Raw genomic sequence first — 17,625 nt, forward strand, 5'->3', positions numbered from 1 at the left:
GCGAAGCGAAGCAATCCAGAGTGGCGTAAACCGCCCTGGATTGCTTCGCTTCGCTCGCAATGACGGTTATGGCAACGCCGGTCTGTCGCCGCCGCTTATTGCAGCCCCGCCGTCGCGAGCAGGATGCCGAGGCCGACGCTGGCCCCGTCGAGGCTCCTGGTCTTTTCGACGTCGATCCACTCGTCGAGCGAGTGCCCGCGTCCGGCTTCGCCCCCCGACCCGATGGTGATCGCCGGGATGCCCAGGCTCATCGGGATGTTGGAGTCGGTCGATGAAAAGCTCGCGCGCGGGGTCAACCCTTTCGCGCGGATGATCGCCTCCGCGGTGCGCGCGATCGGCGCGGTCAGGGGCGTCTGCCCGGCCGGCCGGTCGCCGATCAGCTTGATGTCGGTGGTGATCGGCCCTTCGCGGGTCGAGCGCGCGGCATTTTCGCCCTCGACGCTCTTGTCGACGATCGCGAGGAAGGCTTTCTCCACCTTGGCGAGTTCTTCGGGACTTTCCGACCGCATGTCGAAGTCCATATAGACCTCGTTCGGGATCGAATTCACCGAAGTGCCGCCGCCGGTGACGCTGGCGGAATAGGTGGTCTTGGGCGTCGCGGGCACCGGAATCCGATAGAGATCGAGGACCGTCTGGCTCATCGCCACCATCGGGTTGACGAGGCCGAAGGCACCGAAGCTGTGCCCGCCCGGCCCCTTGTAGGTGATGCGATAGCGTTTCGATCCGACGCCGCCGTTGACGAAGCGCGACGGATCGGTCCCGTCCATCGAGAAGAAGGATTCGATCCGGTCCTTGTACTTGCCCTTCGCCATCATGTAGCGGACGCCGCGCAGGTCGCCCGGCCCTTCCTCTCCGACATTGCCGACGAAGACGATGTCGCGGCGCACCTTGATGCCGCTTTCCTTCATCGCACGCGCATAGGCGAGCAGCACCGCCAGGCTGCGCGTGTCGTCGCCGATGCCGGGGGCGTGGAGGCGGGTGCCTTCGCGGCGAACCTTGATCGGCGTACCTTCCGGAAACACCGTGTCGAGATGCGCCGCGATCATCACCACGGGTCCGCCCGCGGGGCCGGTGCCGCGATAGACGCCCATGACATTGCCTTCTTCGTCGGTTTCGATGTCGGTCAGCCCCGCATCGCGCAGCATCTCGCGATAGGCGGCCGCGCGCGCCGCTTCCTTGAAGGGCGGCGCCGGAATCTCGGTCAGCGCGATGATCTCCGCGACCATGCGGTCGTGGTCGCGGTCGAGAATCCGGACCGCGGCGTCATAGGCCTTGTTCTTCAGAACCGCCTCGGGCTTCGGGGCGGGCGCCGCCATGGCCGCGCCGGCAGAAAGCATCAGCGCCGCCAGGGGCAGAAAGGCGATATGTCGCATGAAAAATCCTTTTGCTGAACAGGGTCCCGCATCCTCTGGATGCTTCGCCGCGCCCGATGTCAAGAGACGTCCGCCCGGGATGGCGATGCCGTTCGAAAAAGCAGCGCGTGATTTTGCTTGCCTCGTCGCCCCGTCCCGCTCGGCGTGACCTAGCCTGCCCGCACCTCGCGGAACGGAATGGTGCGGTCGATCTCGGGCTCCTTCGGCAGTCCGAGCACGCGCTCGCCGATGATGTTGCGCTGGATCTGGTCGGTGCCGCCGCCGATCGAGGTGAAATAGGCGTTGAGCGACAGGAAATTCGCATCCTCGGCGCGCGGGTGATCGGGGCCTTCGAGCAGGCTTTCGGGACCGAGCAATTCGGTGCGCAGGCGGCCTTCCTCGTGCAGGATGCGGCTCATCGCGAGCTTGCCGAGCGACATGATCGACGACGACGTGCCCTGCGCCAGCTCCGCCTTCGCGCGCTGGGTGTTGAGCTTGTTGAGCACGCGCCATGCGATCACCTGCGCGACGTCCTGCCGCACCACCGGATCGTCCAGCTTCCCGGCCTCGCGCGCCAGTTCGAGCATGGCATGATCGCCCTTCGCCCCGGCGGCGCCCGACCGCGCGCCGCGCGCCATGTCGCCCATCACCGACCGTTCATAGGCGAGCGCGGTCTGGAGCACGCCCCAGCCGCCGTTCAGCGGCCCCAGCAGATTTTCGTCGGGGACGAAGGCGTCGGTGATGAACACCTCGTTGAAATGCGATTCGTCGGTAATCTGGCGCAGCGGCCGCACCTCGACGCCGTCCTGCCGCATCGGCAGGAAGAAGAAGCTGATGCCGCGATGCTTGGGCACGTCCCAGTCGGTGCGGGCGATCAGCATGCCGTAATCGGCAATCATCGCGCCCGATGTCCAGATTTTCTGCCCCGTCACGCGCCAGCCGCCCTCGACCTTCTCGGCGCGCGTGCGGATCGCGGCGAGGTCGCTGCCCGCGCCCGGTTCCGAATAGAGCAGGCACATGCCGACTTCGCCCGCCAGCAGCTGCGGCACGATCACGCGCTTGAAGCTGTCGGTCGCGTGGGCAAGCGCGGTATTGGCCCACAGGTTGCTGCGGTCCTGTCCGGCGCCGGGGGCCCCGGCCGCGGCGAAGGCGCGCTCGACGATCTTCGCCTGCTCGGCCGACAGTTCGCGGCCGTACCAGTCGCGCGGCCAGCGCGGGACGGCCCAGCCCGCGTCGCGGACCTGCGCTAGCCATTCGGTGCGCGGGTCGCGCCCGAAACTTTCCTCGCGCGGCGGCGCGCCGCGCCAGTTGGCGGCGAGCCATGCTTCGACCTCGGCCTGCAAGTCCGCGTCGGTCATGCCGCCATCTCCCTCTGCATCGCGTCCAGCGCCGCGACATAGCGGTCGCGCCAGACGCGGCTGTCACCGAAAAGCTGCACGCCCGACCGCGCGCGGCGCAGATAAAGGTGCGCAGGATGGTCCCAGGTGAAAGCGATGCCGCCGTGCATCTGGATGCCGTCCTTCGCACAGCGCAGGAAGGCATCGGCGCAGGTGAAGGCGGCGAGCGCGACCGCCGCATCCTTGCCCACCGCGCCCTCCGCCACTTGCCGCGCCGCGTCGCGCGCCGCGCTCGTCGCGCTTTCGGCCTCCAGCAGCAGGTCGGCCGCCATATGCTTGATCGCCTGAAAGCTGCCGATCGCGCGGCCGAACTGGTGGCGCTCGCGGGCGTAATCGACGGTGATGTCGAAAATGCGCCGCGCCCCGCCGGTCTGTTCGCCCGCCAGCGCGACCAGCCCGATGTCGCGCGCGCGCCGGGCCGCGGCACCGTCGCCGATGCGCGTCGCGGCGCCGTCGAAGCGGACGTCGGCCATGCGGCGGGTGCGGTCGAAGGTGGGCAGTGGCGTGATCCCGGCGCTCGCCCGCTCGACGAGATGGACGCCCTCGTCGCTGGCGAGGAGGAAGATATCGGCGATACCGGCATCGGGAACGAAGCGCGCCGTGCCCTGTGCCCGGCCGCCCTCGATCCGCACGTTGCTGCCGCCCGTCCAGTCGAGCGCGCCGAGCAGCGCGACCGCCGCGATCGTCCGCCCCGCCGCCAGCGCTTCGGCCAGTTCGCCGTCGAGCAGCACCGATGCCATGGCGGTCGAGATCAGCGGCACGGGCGCGAGCGCCGCGCCCGCTTCCTCCATCACCAGTTCCAGTTCGACGGCGGAAAGCTGCGATCCGCCCGTACCGGCCGCGACCAGCAGCCCCGCGATGCCAAGCTCGGCAAGGCTGCGCCACAGCGCGGGGTCGTGGCCGCTGTCGCTCTCCATGATGCGGCGCACGTCGCTTTCGGTGCACTGGTCCGCGAACAGGCGGCGCACCGTGTCGCGCAGCGCGGCCCGCTCCTCCTGGTTCATCGTCGCGTCGGTCATCGGGCGGTCGCTCCTTCTGCGATGGCGCGGGCGGCGCCGTAGTCGGCCTTGCCGTTGGCCGCGCGCAGCGGCCGGTCGGCGACCAGCAGCCGTTTCGGCACCTTGTATCCGGCGAGCTGCGCACGGACATGGTCGCGCAGCGCTTCGGCGTCGAACGCGGCATCGGCGTGCAACGTCACGACGCCGACGATCGCCTGTCCCCATGTCGGATCGGGCACGCCGACGACCAGCGCGTCGCTGACGCTGTCGTGCCGTTTCAGCGCCTCCTCGACCTCTTCGGCGAAGACCTTCTCGCCGCCGGTGTTGATGCAGCCGCTGCCGCGGCCCAGGAAGGTCAGCGATCCGTCCGCCTCGACGCGCACCCAGTCGCCGGGGATGCAATAGCGCACGCCGTCGATGACGCGGAAGGTCGCGGCCGATTTCTCCGCGTCCCTGTAATAGCCGAGCGGGTTGGGCGGGCCGAGCGCGAGCCGCCCGACGCCCCCCGAGCCCGCGAGGACGGGGCGGTCGGTTTCGTCGAAGACGCGGCAGCGCTCGCCGAGCGTGAAGCTCGCGGTCTTCACCTCGCAGTCGCGCGTCATCACCGACGCGCCGAGACCCAGCGCTTCGGAGGAGGAGAGCACGTCGTTGAGCACCGCGTCCGGCATGTGCCGCAACAGCCCGCGCTTGATGTCCGCGCTCCACATCACGCCCGATGAGGTGACCGACAGCACGCTGCCGAGGTCGTGCGCCTGCGCGCCGCTCTCCAGCTCGGCGAGCAGCGGCCGGCCAAAGCTGTCGCCGACGATCACCAGCGCTTGCGGGCGATGCCGCTCGATCGCCTCGATCGCCTCGCGCGCGTCGAAGCTACGGTGCGTCAGCGTGACGATGCTGCCGCCCGCGACCATCGTCGCGATGGCGGGCAACAGGCCGGTGCCGTGCATCAGGGGGCAGGCCGGCAGGATGCGGGGGCCCGGCCCCAGCTCGCGGATCGACGCCGCAAGCTCGTCGGGGGTGTCGGGAACCGGTTGCAGCGCGCGCGCCGCGCTCACCAATATCTCGCGCAGCTCGCCATGTTCCCACATCACGCCCTTCGGCATGCCGGTCGTGCCGCCGGTATAGATGAAGAGGATGTCGTTCGGCGATCGCTCGATGTCCAGCGGCGCGCCGTCTCCGCTTTGCGTCAGGACTGCGAAATCCTCTGCAAAGCCGGGTGCTGGGGCGCCGTCCGTCACCTCGATCCAGCGCGTCACCAGCGGCAGGTCGGCGCGGATCGCCTCGACATGGTCGCGGAACTCCGCGGCATAGACGACCGCGCGCGCGTCGCTGTCGTTCAGCAGGTAGCGAAGCTCGGCGTCGGTATAGCGATAGTTGACGTTGACCGCCGCCAGCCGCGCCTTGAAGGCGGCGGCCAGGCCGAGGATATATTCGGGCCCGTTCCGCAGGTAGATGGCAAGCGAATCGCCGGCCTTCAGCCCGCCCTCGCGCAGGCTGCGCGCCAGATTGTTGGAGAGGCGGCCGGCTTCGCCCCAGTCGATCCGCCGGTCGCCGTGCAGGCACAGCGGCGCGTCGGGGGGCAGGTTGCGCTCGACGATGTCAAGCATGTCGCCGAAATTGAACACCGCGCTCTCCCCTGTGGATGTGCTGATCCTAATCGGCGAGCAGGCTGTTCATCCGCTCGACGGCTTCGAGATACTCTTCCTTGAAATCCTGCACCACCGCGCCGGCGCCGCGCACCGAGTCGACGAGCCCGACGCCCTGTCCGACGAAATAGGTCACCATGTCGCGCGCCTTGCCGTTGCCCGCCTCGGCCGCGCGGTCGGCGGCGCGCAGCGACTTTTCGCTGATCAGGCTCATCAGCGGCATCGGCAGCGCGCCGGGGCTGTCCGGGCTCTTCTCCCAATTCTCGGTCCACGTCGACTTCAGCTGGCGCGCGGGCTTGCCCGTGCGGCTGCGCACGCGCACCGCGTCGCGGCTGCTGGCGGCGATCATCTTCTCGCGGAACACCGGAGAGGTCTCGCTTTCGGGCGTCGCGAGCCACACCGATCCGGTCCAGGCGCCCGCCGCGCCCATCGCCATGCAGGCGGCCATCTGCTGCCCCGTCATGATGCCCCCCGCGGCGAGCACCGGCACCTCGCGGATCGGCCGGATCGCCTTGATGACCTCGGGCACCAGGACGAGCGTGCTGACCTCGCCGCAATGGCCCCCGGCCTCGGTCCCCTGCGCGACGATGATGTCGACGCCGGCCTCGACCTGCCGGATCGCATGTTCGCGCGCGCCGACCAGCGCCGCCACGGGAACGCCGTGCTGCTTGCCCATCGCGATCATCTCCGGCGGTGGCACGCCGAGCGCGTTGGCGATCAGCCGGATCGGATGCTCGAAGGCGGCCTCCAGCGTCCGCAGCGCCGTTTCGGGATCAAAGGGCTGGGCGCGGTTCCGGCTGACCGGCTCGGCGGGCGGCGGCACGTCGGCATCGGCGAGCAGGCGTTCGGCAAAGTGGCGATGCGCTTCGGGAATCCGCGCCTCGAGCGCGGCGGCGGTCACGCTGCCTTCGCCCCGCGTCGCCATATTCTCCGGCACCAGCACGTCGATGCCATAAGGCTTGCCGTCGACATGATCGTCGATCCACTTGAGCTCTTCGCGCACCGTTTCGGGGGTATGCGCGGTCGCGCCGAAGACGCCGAAACCGCCCGCGCGGCTCACCGCCGCGACGACGTCGCGGCAATGGCTGAACGCCAGCAGCGGAAACTCGATGCCGAGCATGTCGCAAAGCTGTGAGGTCATCGCTCTCTCCACCCTTGTAATTGGTTCGTCAAACGAACTAACTTTGCAAGGGAGGACTGTCAATCCCGCAGGGTGGGCGTCCGGTTGCTGTCGATGATATGGGCGAGCTCCTCGATCCGGTCGAGCAGGCCTTCGGGCTCGTCGATCGCCAGATAGGCGGAAAGGTCGCGGGCGAGCGCGCGCTCGAAGGCGGCATATTCCGCCAGCCCGGCATCGGTGAGGCGCAGCATTTCCGCGCGGCCGTCGTCGGGGTCGGTATAGCGTTCGATCATGCCGCGCTTCGCGAGCCCGGTGACCAGCGCGGAGGCGGCGGGCCGGCCGATGCCGGACATGGAGGCGAGGACGCTGGCGCGGCGCGGCTCGCGCTTCAGCGTCAGCAGGAAGCGATATTGGGCGATGGTCAGCTCCGCCCCCTGGGCAAAGCGCTCCAGCAGCCGGTGCAAAACCACGACCACCCGCGTCAGCAGGATCCATCGTCGATCCGTGTCCAATAGTCTTCTCGCAATCCCTCGAAAGCCGGCCCCCGGTTAGGGACAGTCGGCCACTCGCGTCAACCGGCCCGGCGCATCATCAGCATCGGGCCATAGACCCAGGTGAAGAGGCCGAAGGCGCCGCTCCACAGCAGCGCGGAGAGCATCAGCAGATCGGCGTACAGGTCGGCCGCAAGGGGCGCGGCGACGCGCACCAGCGCGGCCGCGTGGACAAGCAGCAGCGCGGCCGCCGCCGCTGCGCCGCCGCTGCGGGCGCGCCCCGTGTGGCTGAGCGTGGTGCGCGCCATCATCGCCAGCGTCATCGCGCCGATCGCGCCGGCGGTCAGCGCGTGGATCGCGCTGGTTACGGGAACATGCTGCGGAAAGCCGATCGCGGCGCCCAGCAGGACGAAGCCGACCGCGAGCCACAGATAGGCGAGATGAAGCCCCCAGACCAGCGGCTCGCGCCACGTTTCCCAGCCGCGCCACCGCGCGAGGCGCAATCCCGTGCCGATGCCGGCGGCGGCGAGGAGTAGGCCCGTCATCGGCGCGTCGGGAAGCGCCAGCCATGCCAGCAGGGCGCCTGCGGTCAGCCATGTCGCTGCCCGGTCGAGGCGGCCGTGCGGCGCGGGTTCGCGCGGCGCCTTGCGCTGGGCCAGCCAGTTGCGCGTGAAGCTGGGTACCAGCCGCCCGCCCATCACGGCGATCAGCAGCGCGATCATGCCCAGCGCCAGCCGCTCCGCCACCGGCCCCGCCCCGGGCCATGCGAAGCGGAGGTGGAAGGCGATATTGGCAAGCGCGAGCGCGGTCACGACAAGGCACGGCACCAACCCCTTGCCGTTGCGCGCGGCGATCTGCTCGCGCCACAGCGCCGCCGCGAAGACCGGCAGGAAGGCGGCGTCGATCGTCATCGTCACGCCGTTCCCGGGCTCCGCCAGCAGCATCGCCGCGCGCCCGGCGAGCCACAGCGCGGCGAGCGCCGCGACCGGCGCCCCCGCGACCGGATAGCGTCCGGTCCAGTTCGGCCCGGCGATGATCATGTAGCCGGCGATCACCGCGGCGGTATAGCCGAACAGCATCTCGTGGACGTGCCAGTCGCGTGTGACCGCGCCCGCCAGCGGACCGCCCCCCGACAGCACGGCGATCCACAGGGGCACCGCAAGCGCGGCAAAGACCCCGGCGAGCAGGAAAAAGGGGCGGAAGCCGAAGCTGAACAGCGCCGGGCCGCGATAGGCGCGGATGATCTGCGCGGTCGTCCGCATCGTCTCGCGCGCGCGGCTCTGTCCCATGTCGCCCCCTTGCCGTTCCGGATGAAGGATAGCTTTTTCCGGCGCGAAGGGAAACGCGCATGGGTGAACTTATGCGTGAGCGATGCTTGCTCCGGTTCCTGATCCATCGGTGCTTGAAACCAGGCTCCGGTCTTCCAGCCGATAAGAAGCCGTCACGCCCCTTGAGCTGGTTTTTCAGCCGGCGGCATTTGGAGCGAGGGTTCCGAGAGGCGGCCTCATTCTGATCCGATAGTCAGATCGATCCATTTTATCGTTCCCGGACGCGTCGTCATTCGGGACGATGCATGAGAAGAGAATGGCGAAGAACAGCCGATAAAAAGTATGGTCTTCTTTGGGCCGCCAATGGCGACGGAATAGGCGGTGCATCCGGCCGGCAAGGAAATCCGCTGAATGGCGCCACGGTTCCGGATGCAACGGATGGCGCTTCCCGAAGAAGCTCCAGCGACCCAGAGCGCTCCTGTTTCCTCGATCGCGATCCCGTCCGGCGTCTCGCCGTCCATCGCTGCCCAGGTTCGCCTCGACCGAAGGTCGCCATCGGCAGCGATGTCGAATGCCGTCAGCTTCCCCGCGACGCTTTCTGCGACAATCAGCGATCGGTCGCTGTAGATCGCCATGCCGTTCGGGAAAGCCAGGCCGTCCGCCGCTACAAAGGCGGATCCATCGGGCCGGACGGCACAGATATTGCCGGGCCTGAAGCGTTCACCCGCCCATATGTCGTACCCCATCGAGCCCACATAGGCGCGGCCCTGGGCGTCGACGATCATGTCGTTGGCATGCGCGAGGGCCAGCCCGGTCAGGTCGGCATGCAAAACGGGCCGTCCCTTGACGACGGCCAGGATTTGCTGCCGTCGCATCGACACGACGAGCAAGGTTTTGTCGGGCAGCCAGCCCAGCCCCGATGGATTGTCGTCGAGTTCCAGCTCGATTCTCATTTTTCCTTCGAGATCGACCGAACACACGCGCTTGGCTTCGATGTCGGAAAACCACAGCCGGTCATCATGCCAGCGCAGTCCCTCGGGAAGGACCAGGCCGGCCGCGAGCTCGTTCAGCCGCGCAGTATCTTCTTGTCCCATCCGCGCTGCCTGTAGAGACGATCGAAATTGGGTTGTCCGGTCTGCGCCGTCACGCCGCCATCGATCGTCAGCGTCGTTCCGGTGATGTAGGAGGCGTCGCTCGATGCCAGAAAGGCTATGCCGGCCGCCATTTCGTCGGCGGTTCCGACACGGCCCATCGGAACAAGCCGCTCATAATCCTCCATGATCGCGGCATCGCGAAGGTGCGATTTCAGCATGGCGGTTCCGACACCCCCGGGACAGATGCAATTGACCCTTATGCCTTCGCCGGCGTGATCGACCGCCATGTTGCGCGTCAGATTGACGACGCCTGCCTTGGCGACATTATAGGCGGCGAGCCCCGGGTCGGCGAACAGTCCGGAAATCGAAGCCGTGTTGACGATGCAGCCCCCTGCGGTGCGCAGATAGGGCAGGGCCGCCCGACTGCCGAAGAAGACGGCATCGAGGTCGACCGCCATCGTCCGGCGCCACTGTTCGGCGGTGATCTCGTCGACATGGCCGAAGCATCCGATACCCGCATTGTTGACCAGCACGTCGAGGCGGCCGAGCGATTGCGCCGCATCGTCGATGAAGCTGCTGATCGCGTCGATGTCGGAGACATCCACCGCGCGCAGGGTCCTGGCGGATTCGGCAATGCCGGTGCGCGTCACCATCTGCGCGAGCGCATCCTCGCTGAGGTCGCAGAGCGCGAGGATCGCACCTTCGGCGGCGAAGCGACGCGCCGTCGCTTCGCCGATCCCCGATGCCGCGCCGGTGATGGCGACGACCATGCCCTCGAAACGTCGCACGGCCTTCACCGACCGATCAGGGTGCGGAGCGCCGTCGCGATGCCATCTCCGGTCAGGCCGTAATGGCGGTAGAGATGGGTCGGGGGCGCGACGAGGGCATATTCGTCCGGCAGCGCGTGCCGGGCGAAGCGCACGGCAATGCCGCCTTCGGCCAGTATTTCGGCGACCGCGCCGCCCAGCCCGCCGTGCGGATTATGTTCCTCGACGGTCAGGATCGCTCCGGTCTCCCGCGCTGCGGCGCGGATCGCATCGGCGTCGATCGGCTTGATATAGGCGGCGTCGAGGACGCGAACCGAAAGCCGGGGCGCCGTATCGGCGAGAATGTCGGCGGCGTCGAGCGCGGCCTTCACCCCGATCCCCGTCGCGATGATCGTCGCATCCCGTCCATCACGCAATGTCCTGAAGCGGCCGTGGGTGAAGTCGGGCACGTCGTCGTAGACGGGCTTTTCCGCGCCGCGACCGATGCGGATATAGACCGGGCCGTCGATATCGATCGTGCTGCGGATCAACCCGCGGATCGCGTTTCCGTCGCACGCCGAGACCACTGTCATATGTCCCATGGCGCGGGTTATGGCGATGTCCTCCACCGCATGGTGCGACGTGCCGTAAAAGCCCATCGAGATGCCCGCATGGTGCGAAAGGATGCGGACTTTCTGACGGGTGTAGGCCAGGTCGGTCCGGACCTGCTCGGCACACAGAAGCGAGGCAAAGGAGGCGAAGGTCGAAACATAGGCGATATGACCCGACGCGGCGAGCCCCGCGGCGATCGACATCATATTCTGTTCGGCGATACCGGTATTGATGAAGCGGTCCGGAAAACGGCGCTGAAAGGAATCGAGGCCGTTCGACGACGCCAGGTCGGCCGTGAGCACGACAAGTTCGGGCCGCCTTTCCGCCAGTTCTTCGAGTTCGGCGCTCATCGTCAGCGCCGTCAGTTTCGGCATCGATGTCTGGATATTCCAGCTTGCCGGGTCGAGCGGCTTTTCGAGTTCGGCGATGGTCATGCGTCGAGCCTTTCCTGAATTTCGGCGACCGCCACCGCCTTGTCGGCGGGCCCCAGAAATCCGAGATGCCAATAGGGGGTGGTTTCCATGAACCCGACGCCCTTGCCCTTCTTGGTGCGGGCGACGATCATGTGCGGCCGGTCGCTTTGCTGGGCGCGGTCGAAGGCCGCGAGGACGGCCTGCATGTCGTGCCCGTCGATCTCGTTCGTCGACCAGCCGAAGCTCTCGAACTTCGCCGCGATCGGTTCGATGTTCATCACATCTTCCGTGTTGCCGTCGAGCCCCATGCCGTTCGCATCGACGATCCCGATCAGGTTCGACAGGCCGTAGTGCCCGGCAGCCATCGCAGCCTCCCAGACCTGACCCTCCGCCAGTTCGCCGTCGCCGATCATGACCCAGGTCAGGAAATCGCGCTGCTGCAGTCGCGCGGCCAGCGCCATGCCGACGCCGACGGACAGATTGTGACCGATCGACCCCGAGGAAAAATCGCAGCCCGGAACCTTGTTCATGTCGGGATGATCGCCGAGCGGCGAGCCGAGGCGGGTATAGGTGTCGAGCCAGTCCTCGGGAAAATAGCCCAGTTCGGCAAGGATCGGATATTGGCCGATCGCGGCATGGCCCTTGCCCAGCAGGAAGCGATCGCGATCCGGCCACCGCGGATCGGCCGGCTTGAGGCGCAGCGTGTGATAATAGAGCGCTGCGAACATTTCCGCGCAGGAAAAGACGCTCGAATAATGGCCGCTTTTGGCGATCTCGACGAGCCGGATCGTTTCCAGGCGAATCCAGTCGGCCTTTTTTTCGAGCATGCGGGGGTCCGCTGCCCGGTTACGGGGCAGGATGGCGTTGTCCATGATGAAATCCTTGGCTGGCGAAAGATCAGTCGGAGAATGCACCGGGCATCATGCCCACCGACTGGCCGCCATCGACGACGATCATCGCGCCGCTGGTGTAGGTGGCGATATCGCTGGCGAGGTAGAGCGCGGCGCCGACGATCTCGGGCGGATCGCCCGCGCGGCCGAGCGGGATCGACTTTTTCGCGTGGCGGGTAAAGGCTTCGGAACGCGACCAGGCCTTGCTCACGTCGGTGTGAAACGGACCGGGCGCGATGGCGTTGACGCGCACTGTGGGGCCATATTCCTGCGCGAAGGTGGTCGTGAAGATATTCACGCCCGATTTTGCGGCATCATAAGGTGCGGCGCCGAACTCGGGACGCAGCGAACCGGTCGACGAGATGTTGATGATGCACCCCCCGCCGCGCCTGACCATGTCCGCCCCGAACAGGCTGCAAAGTCGAAAGGGCCCTTTCATGTTGACCGATATGATCTTGTCGAACAGCTCTTCGCTCGTCTCGACCGAGGAGGGCGCGATCGGCGACATGCCGGCGTTGTTGATCAATATGTCGGCCCCGCCCCATTCGCGCTTCACCTCTTCGAACAGGCGGTCGCAGTCTTCCCAGCGTCCGGCATGCATCTGGTGAGCCGAGGCTTTTCCTCCGCGATCCCTGATCGATCGGGCGACCTCTTCGCAGGCGTCGAGCTTGCGGCTCGCGATCGCCACCGTCGCGCCCGCCTTGGCGAATCCCTCTACCATCGCGAGGCCGAGCCCGCGACTGCCGCCCGTCACGACGACCACCTTGCCGGTGAAATCAAATGTAGCGTTCATGTCCGAAAGTCACTCCCGTTTCGCATGTCGGAAAAAGGCAATCGCCTTGCGCGGAGGGCCGGTCAGGCCGTCTGGTAGCGGATCGGCAATGATTTCAGGCCGCCCACGAAAATGGCTTTGGTATATTTGGGGGGGGCGGCGGGCTCGATCGCGTCGAGATTCGCAAGCAGTTCTTCGAGCAGAATGCGGATTTCCAGCTTTGCCAGATGCTGGCCGAGGCAGACGTGGGCACCATAGCCGAAGGCGACATGCTTGTTCGGCGACCGGCCGGGCTGGAACTGCTGCGGATTTTCGAAAATCTCCTCGTCCCGATTGCCCGAAGGATAGCAGAGCATCAGCCAGTCGCCCTTGCGGATCAGCTGTCCGCGCAATTCATAATCCTCGGTGGCGCTGCGCATGAAATGGCGGACCGGCGTCGTCCATCGCAACGCTTCGTCGATCAGCGCCGGAATGCGCGACGGATCTTCCTTGAGTTCGCGGAACAGCTCGGGCGACCGCGACAGGGCCCAGAGCGCCGTGGCCGAAGTCGACGAGGTGGTGTCGTGGCCGGCCGTCGCCACCGTGACGTAATAGCTCAGGGCCTCGATCTCGGGGACCGGCTGTCCATCGATCTGCGCATTGGCGATGATCGACAGGACGTCGTCGCGCGGATTGACTTTGCGATCCTCGTGGAAGGGGCGAAGGAAGGCATTGAAATCCCGGAAGACATTGTCCGATCCGAGGGAGAAGGTATCGTCGCCTTCGCGCCCCAGTTCCTCATCGGCGACCGAGAAGACCTCCTGCGTGAGACGAAGCACGCGGGAATAATGCTCGTCCGGGATGCCGAGGATGTTCATGATCACCTCGAGCGGATAATGCACGGCGATGTCGGAGACGAAATCGCATGTCCCGCCGGCGGCCCGCATGCGTTCGACGGTCTTTTTCGCGATGGCGCGAATCTCTTCTTCGCGCTTCCTGACGCTGCCCGGCTGGAACCATGCCTGGGTGAGCATTCGATACCGGCCGTGTTCGGGCGGGTCCATATAGACGATGCTACGGTGGACCTTCTCGGCGTCTTCGCCGCCTCCCGCGAGCTTTTGATACTCCTCTTCGGGCATCAGAACGGCGGACAGGTCGCCGCTGTGAAAAAGGCTGTTCTGCCGGCTGATCTCCATGATGTCCTGATATTTGGAGACGACCCAGAAGGGACGAAAACCAGGGACGTCCGCAATGGCGAGCGGATATTGCGCGCGGATCGTCGCCAGCAGCTCGTGCAAGCCCGCCTCGTCCGCCCAGACAGCGGGGTCGGTCAACCGGCTCGCCATGTCTGCCGGCAATTGCGGCGCATTGCCTTGCTCTTGGGGCTGCGTGACCAGATTTTGCGCCGACATCTCCCAACTCCTTTTCCTGTCGTGACGATTGGCGCCGCCTCGTTCCGTCATGGCGAATCTCTTTTGCGGCGCCGCCTATCCTTTACACCTTACACGTGTAAGTAACAATAGGCTATGCGAAGTTTCCGCAGATTTTAAGCGAGGTTTCCGGATTGCTATCCGGCGACGTCGGCCTGCAGCCCGGCGCGCACGAAATTCAGGACATGTTCGGTGTAGCGCTGGCGCATTTCGTCGCTCACTTCGGAGGCGTGAAGGCCCAGGCGATGCACATAGGAAGCCGTGAACATATAGTCGCAAGCGCCCGTGAGCGTGAAATAGCTGAATGTCGGGTCGACGTCGCGAAACTCGCCGGATTCGACGCCTTGCTGGATGATCGCGCGCTGGGCGATCAGGAGTGGTTCGACGCTGCTGGTGTAGACGTGTTTCGCGATCTCTTCGTCGGTCCCGTTGATCAGATAGGCGACCAGCTCGTTCATATAGGGATAGCGGTAATGGGTGTTGATCAGGCCGCTCAGATGCCGCTTGAGCTTTTCCCATGGCGTAATCGGCGCGTCGATCAGCGCCCGCAGGTTACGGATGGGCAGGTTCACGATGCGGTCCAGCAGCGCGACGAGCATGCCGTTCTTGCTCTTGAAATAATAGCGCACGAGTCCCGTATTGAGGCCGGAGCGTTCGGAGATGTCGGCGATCGCCACATCGAGCCCGCGGCGTTCGATCATCAGCGAATGCAGCGCGTCGAGCAGGGCTTCGGGCGAGCTTTGCGCCCCTTTTGCGCGCGTGGCGCGCGTCGTTTTCTTCATTGCCAGATCGGCCATCCCGTCAAAATCCCCATGCTTTGCCCGTGCAAGTGAGCTTGCTCCATCCTGTCTGGCATTTTGCCTAACTCGACTCAAGTTGTCTTGACAATCATTTTTACATACACAAGTAAGTTATTAATGTCGAACCCGAGTCGGGATATCGATGCGATAAGGCAAATGGGAGGGTTGGGAGATGAACACGCGTTTTTCGGGATGGTCCAGGGCCGCCGCCGTATCGTTGGTCGCCATTGCGGCGATGTCAGCCGGGGGTGCCGCCCACGCGCAGGACGCGGCAGCGCAGAAGGAGAGCGCGTCGGGCGGTGCGCCGGGCGTCGGCGAAATCATCGTGACGGCGCAGCGCCGCGAGGAGTCGGTCAACAAGGTCCCCATCTCGATCACGGCGCTGTCGGGTGATCAGTTGCGCGACATGAATATCCGCGATGTCGCGGACCTGACGCGCGTGGTCCCCGGTTTCACCGAGGCCAAGTCGGCGGGCGGCACGCCGATCTATACGATCCGCGGCATCGGCTTCAACACCGACTCCATGTCGGCGACATCGCCGGTCGGCATCTATGTCGACGAGGTTGCCTACGCCTATCCGTACATGAGCACCAATATCCTCTTCGACATGGAGCGGGTCGAGGTTCTGAAGGGGCCGCAGGGGACGCTCTATGGCCGCAACACGACGGGCGGGCTCGTCAATTTTGTGCCGGCGAAGCCGAGCGACACGTTCGAAGCGGGCGTGGCGGTCGAGGCGGGCAATTTCCTGGCCTATGACGCGACCGCCTATGTCACCGGGCCGCTTGCCGAGGGGCTGAGCGCGCGCTTGGCGCTTCGCGTTAATGGCCGGGCCGATGAATGGCAGCGCAGCGTCACCCGCGACGATGAACTCGGCAAGGCCGCGCAGCAGGCGGGGCGAGCGATTCTGGCGTGGGACGGGGGTGGCGTGAAGCTCACGCTGACCGGCAGCTTCTGGCGCGACCGATCGGATACGCAGGCCCCACAGGCGATCGCCTATGACCCGCAGCAGCCCGCGTTCGGCAACCCGCTGGGGTCGGCGTCCGTGATCACGGGCAAGTCGAACCGCGATGCCGACTGGACGCCGCTCGACTATCCCGGCCCGTTTGCCAACGGATATGAGCGCCCGCCTTACCGCGTCAGCGCGAATTTCCAGGCCTTGTCGGGCCGCGCCGAATTCGATCTCGACGACAATCACCAGTTCATCTCTTTGACCGGCTTCAACCATGTCGATCGCGAGCAGATGACCGACAAGGGCGGCACCCAGCTCGAAACGGCCGGCCGCTATGCCATCGGCAAGATCAATTCCTTCTCGCAGGAGTTCCGGATAACCGGACAGGACGGCCCCGCGACCTGGCTCGTCGGCGCCTATTATGGCGTGGACAAGGTCCAGGACGAGCTGGTCGGGTTCGACACCGACATGTCGATCATCGGCTTGCTGCGCTCCGTGGCCGCCAGCGTGCCCAGCAGCTATACGCCCGACGAGATCGCGGGCGGTTTCCGTGCCTATCGGGCGCTCATCGCGATCCGCGACAAGACCTTCGGCGTCTTCGGCAATGTCGATCTGGAACTGAGCGACCAGTTCAAGCTGATCGTCGGCGCGCGCTACACGAAGGAAAAGCAGCGGTTCGAAGGATGCTCGGCCGATTTCATGGGCAATACGGCGCCCATCTGGAACACCGCGCTTGCAGCGATCACGGGGACCAATGTCAATCTGCAGCCGGACCAATGCCTGACCTACAAGGATGATTTCAGCGGATCGTCGGGACTGGTCACCATTCCGCTGAACGAGGATAATTTCTCCTTCAAGGGCACGCTCAACTGGACGCCGCAGCCGGGCACTCTGTTCTACGCGTCTTTCTCGCGCGGCTACAAGGCGGGGGCGTTCCCGTTCAGCTCCGCCAATGTCGAGCAGCAACTGCTTCCCGCGAAGCAGGAAGAGGTGCTCGCCTATGAAGTCGGCACCAAGCTTTCGCTCGCCGATCGCAAGCTGCAGCTCAACATGGCCGGCTATTATTACGACTATCGCGACAAGCAGCTTTCGGCGCGTGTCTTCGACCCGGTGTTCGGGACCTTGCAGCGGCTGGTCAATATCCCGAAATCGGTCGTCTATGGCTTCGAAGCCGATCTGACCGGGCGGGTGGCCGAAGGACTGACCTTCCGCCTCTCTGGCAATTATCTGCATACCGAGGTCAAGGATTTCACGGCCTTCACGCTGGCCGGAACACCCGCCAATTTCGACGGCGAAGCCTTCCAGCTCTCGCCCAAATGGATGGGTACGGCCTCGGTCGACTATGAGACGCCCGTATCCGATGCGCTGGGCGCGGGCTTCTCGGTCGGCGTGAACTATCAGTCGGGTTCGAAGGGGCAACTCGAATCGAATCCGTTGCTCGCGATCAACGCGCGCGCGCTCGTCGATGCGTCGATTTTCCTCTTCGGCAACGACAGCGACTGGAAGGTGTCGCTGTGGGGCAAGAATCTGCTCGACAAATATTATTGGACCAACACCGACAGCGAACAGGACAGCTATATCCGCTTCACCGGAATGCCGCGCACCTTCGGCATTTCCTTCTCGACAAAATTCCGGTGACCGGCCCAGATCGAGGCAGGTGCCGCAATCATG

The 17,625-nt window shown here is 65.8% G+C and carries 15 protein-coding genes; 1 reads left to right on the forward strand and 14 read right to left on the reverse strand.

Annotation, left to right across the window (positions count from 1 at the left end):
• Positions 1–95: 95 nt before the first annotated feature.
• The 14 genes from ABS88_RS09295 to ABS88_RS09360 all read right to left on the reverse strand — a co-directional run bounded on the left by ABS88_RS09295 (position 96) and on the right by ABS88_RS09360 (position 15,002).
• On the reverse strand, positions 96–1,373 hold the full coding sequence (locus ABS88_RS09295; protein WP_076074218.1) for a M20/M25/M40 family metallo-hydrolase: 1,278 nt from the start codon (positions 1,371–1,373) through the stop codon (positions 96–98).
• A 149-nt stretch (positions 1,374–1,522) separates the two neighbouring features.
• Entirely contained in the window at positions 1,523–2,710 is a 1,188-nt protein-coding gene (locus ABS88_RS09300; protein WP_076074220.1) for an acyl-CoA dehydrogenase family protein, read from the reverse strand.
• A complete protein-coding gene (locus ABS88_RS09305) occupies positions 2,707–3,768 on the reverse strand; it encodes an acyl-CoA dehydrogenase family protein (protein ID WP_286749643.1) in 1,062 nt (353 codons plus the stop codon). Before ABS88_RS09305 ends, ABS88_RS09300 begins: the two co-directional genes overlap by 4 nt.
• A complete protein-coding gene (locus ABS88_RS09310; RefSeq protein WP_234002565.1) occupies positions 3,765–5,369 on the reverse strand; it encodes an AMP-binding protein in 1,605 nt (534 codons plus the stop codon). The genes ABS88_RS09305 and ABS88_RS09310 overlap by 4 nt, the downstream gene beginning before the upstream one ends.
• 28 nt (positions 5,370–5,397) lie before the next feature.
• The gene (locus ABS88_RS09315; protein WP_067108263.1) at positions 5,398–6,531 is read right to left on the reverse strand and encodes a nitronate monooxygenase; all 1,134 of its coding nucleotides are present in this window, start codon (positions 6,529–6,531) and stop codon (positions 5,398–5,400) included.
• Between the two features lie 59 nt (positions 6,532–6,590).
• On the reverse strand, positions 6,591–6,980 hold the full coding sequence (locus tag ABS88_RS09320) for a MarR family winged helix-turn-helix transcriptional regulator (RefSeq protein ID WP_286749644.1): 390 nt from the start codon (positions 6,978–6,980) through the stop codon (positions 6,591–6,593).
• A 101-nt stretch (positions 6,981–7,081) separates the two neighbouring features.
• On the reverse strand, positions 7,082–8,290 hold the full coding sequence (locus ABS88_RS09325; RefSeq protein WP_199775055.1) for an NnrS family protein: 1,209 nt from the start codon (positions 8,288–8,290) through the stop codon (positions 7,082–7,084).
• 215 nt (positions 8,291–8,505) lie between these two features.
• Positions 8,506–9,363 (reverse strand): SMP-30/gluconolactonase/LRE family protein, encoded by an 858-nt coding sequence (locus tag ABS88_RS09330; RefSeq protein ID WP_076074231.1) that lies wholly within the window; start codon positions 9,361–9,363, stop codon positions 8,506–8,508.
• Positions 9,336–10,151 (reverse strand): meso-2,3-butanediol dehydrogenase, encoded by an 816-nt coding sequence (gene budC, locus ABS88_RS09335; RefSeq protein ID WP_067181582.1) that lies wholly within the window; start codon positions 10,149–10,151, stop codon positions 9,336–9,338. The genes ABS88_RS09330 and budC overlap by 28 nt, the downstream gene beginning before the upstream one ends.
• A gap of 5 nt (positions 10,152–10,156) precedes the next feature.
• A complete protein-coding gene (locus tag ABS88_RS09340; RefSeq protein WP_076074233.1) occupies positions 10,157–11,155 on the reverse strand; it encodes a transketolase family protein in 999 nt (332 codons plus the stop codon).
• Positions 11,152–12,006, reverse strand: a complete 855-nt coding sequence (locus ABS88_RS09345) for a transketolase (protein WP_199775056.1) — start codon at positions 12,004–12,006, stop codon at positions 11,152–11,154. The genes ABS88_RS09340 and ABS88_RS09345 overlap by 4 nt, the downstream gene beginning before the upstream one ends.
• Before the next feature lie 25 nt (positions 12,007–12,031).
• Positions 12,032–12,817, reverse strand: coding sequence for an SDR family NAD(P)-dependent oxidoreductase (locus tag ABS88_RS09350; RefSeq protein WP_076074236.1), 786 nt, complete (start codon positions 12,815–12,817; stop codon positions 12,032–12,034).
• A gap of 62 nt (positions 12,818–12,879) precedes the next feature.
• On the reverse strand, positions 12,880–14,238 hold the full coding sequence (locus tag ABS88_RS09355) for a cytochrome P450 (protein WP_234002566.1): 1,359 nt from the start codon (positions 14,236–14,238) through the stop codon (positions 12,880–12,882).
• A 104-nt stretch (positions 14,239–14,342) separates the two neighbouring features.
• Positions 14,343–15,002, reverse strand: a complete 660-nt coding sequence (locus ABS88_RS09360; RefSeq protein WP_067108281.1) for a TetR family transcriptional regulator — start codon at positions 15,000–15,002, stop codon at positions 14,343–14,345.
• Positions 15,003–15,177: 175 nt separating this feature from the next.
• On the opposite strand from ABS88_RS09360, the gene ABS88_RS09365 reads away from it, so the two are divergent.
• Positions 15,178–17,592, forward strand: a complete 2,415-nt coding sequence (locus ABS88_RS09365) for a TonB-dependent receptor (protein ID WP_076074238.1) — start codon at positions 15,178–15,180, stop codon at positions 17,590–17,592.
• Positions 17,593–17,625 lie beyond the last annotated feature (33 nt).

This window comes from Sphingopyxis sp. SCN 67-31, assembly GCF_001725095.1.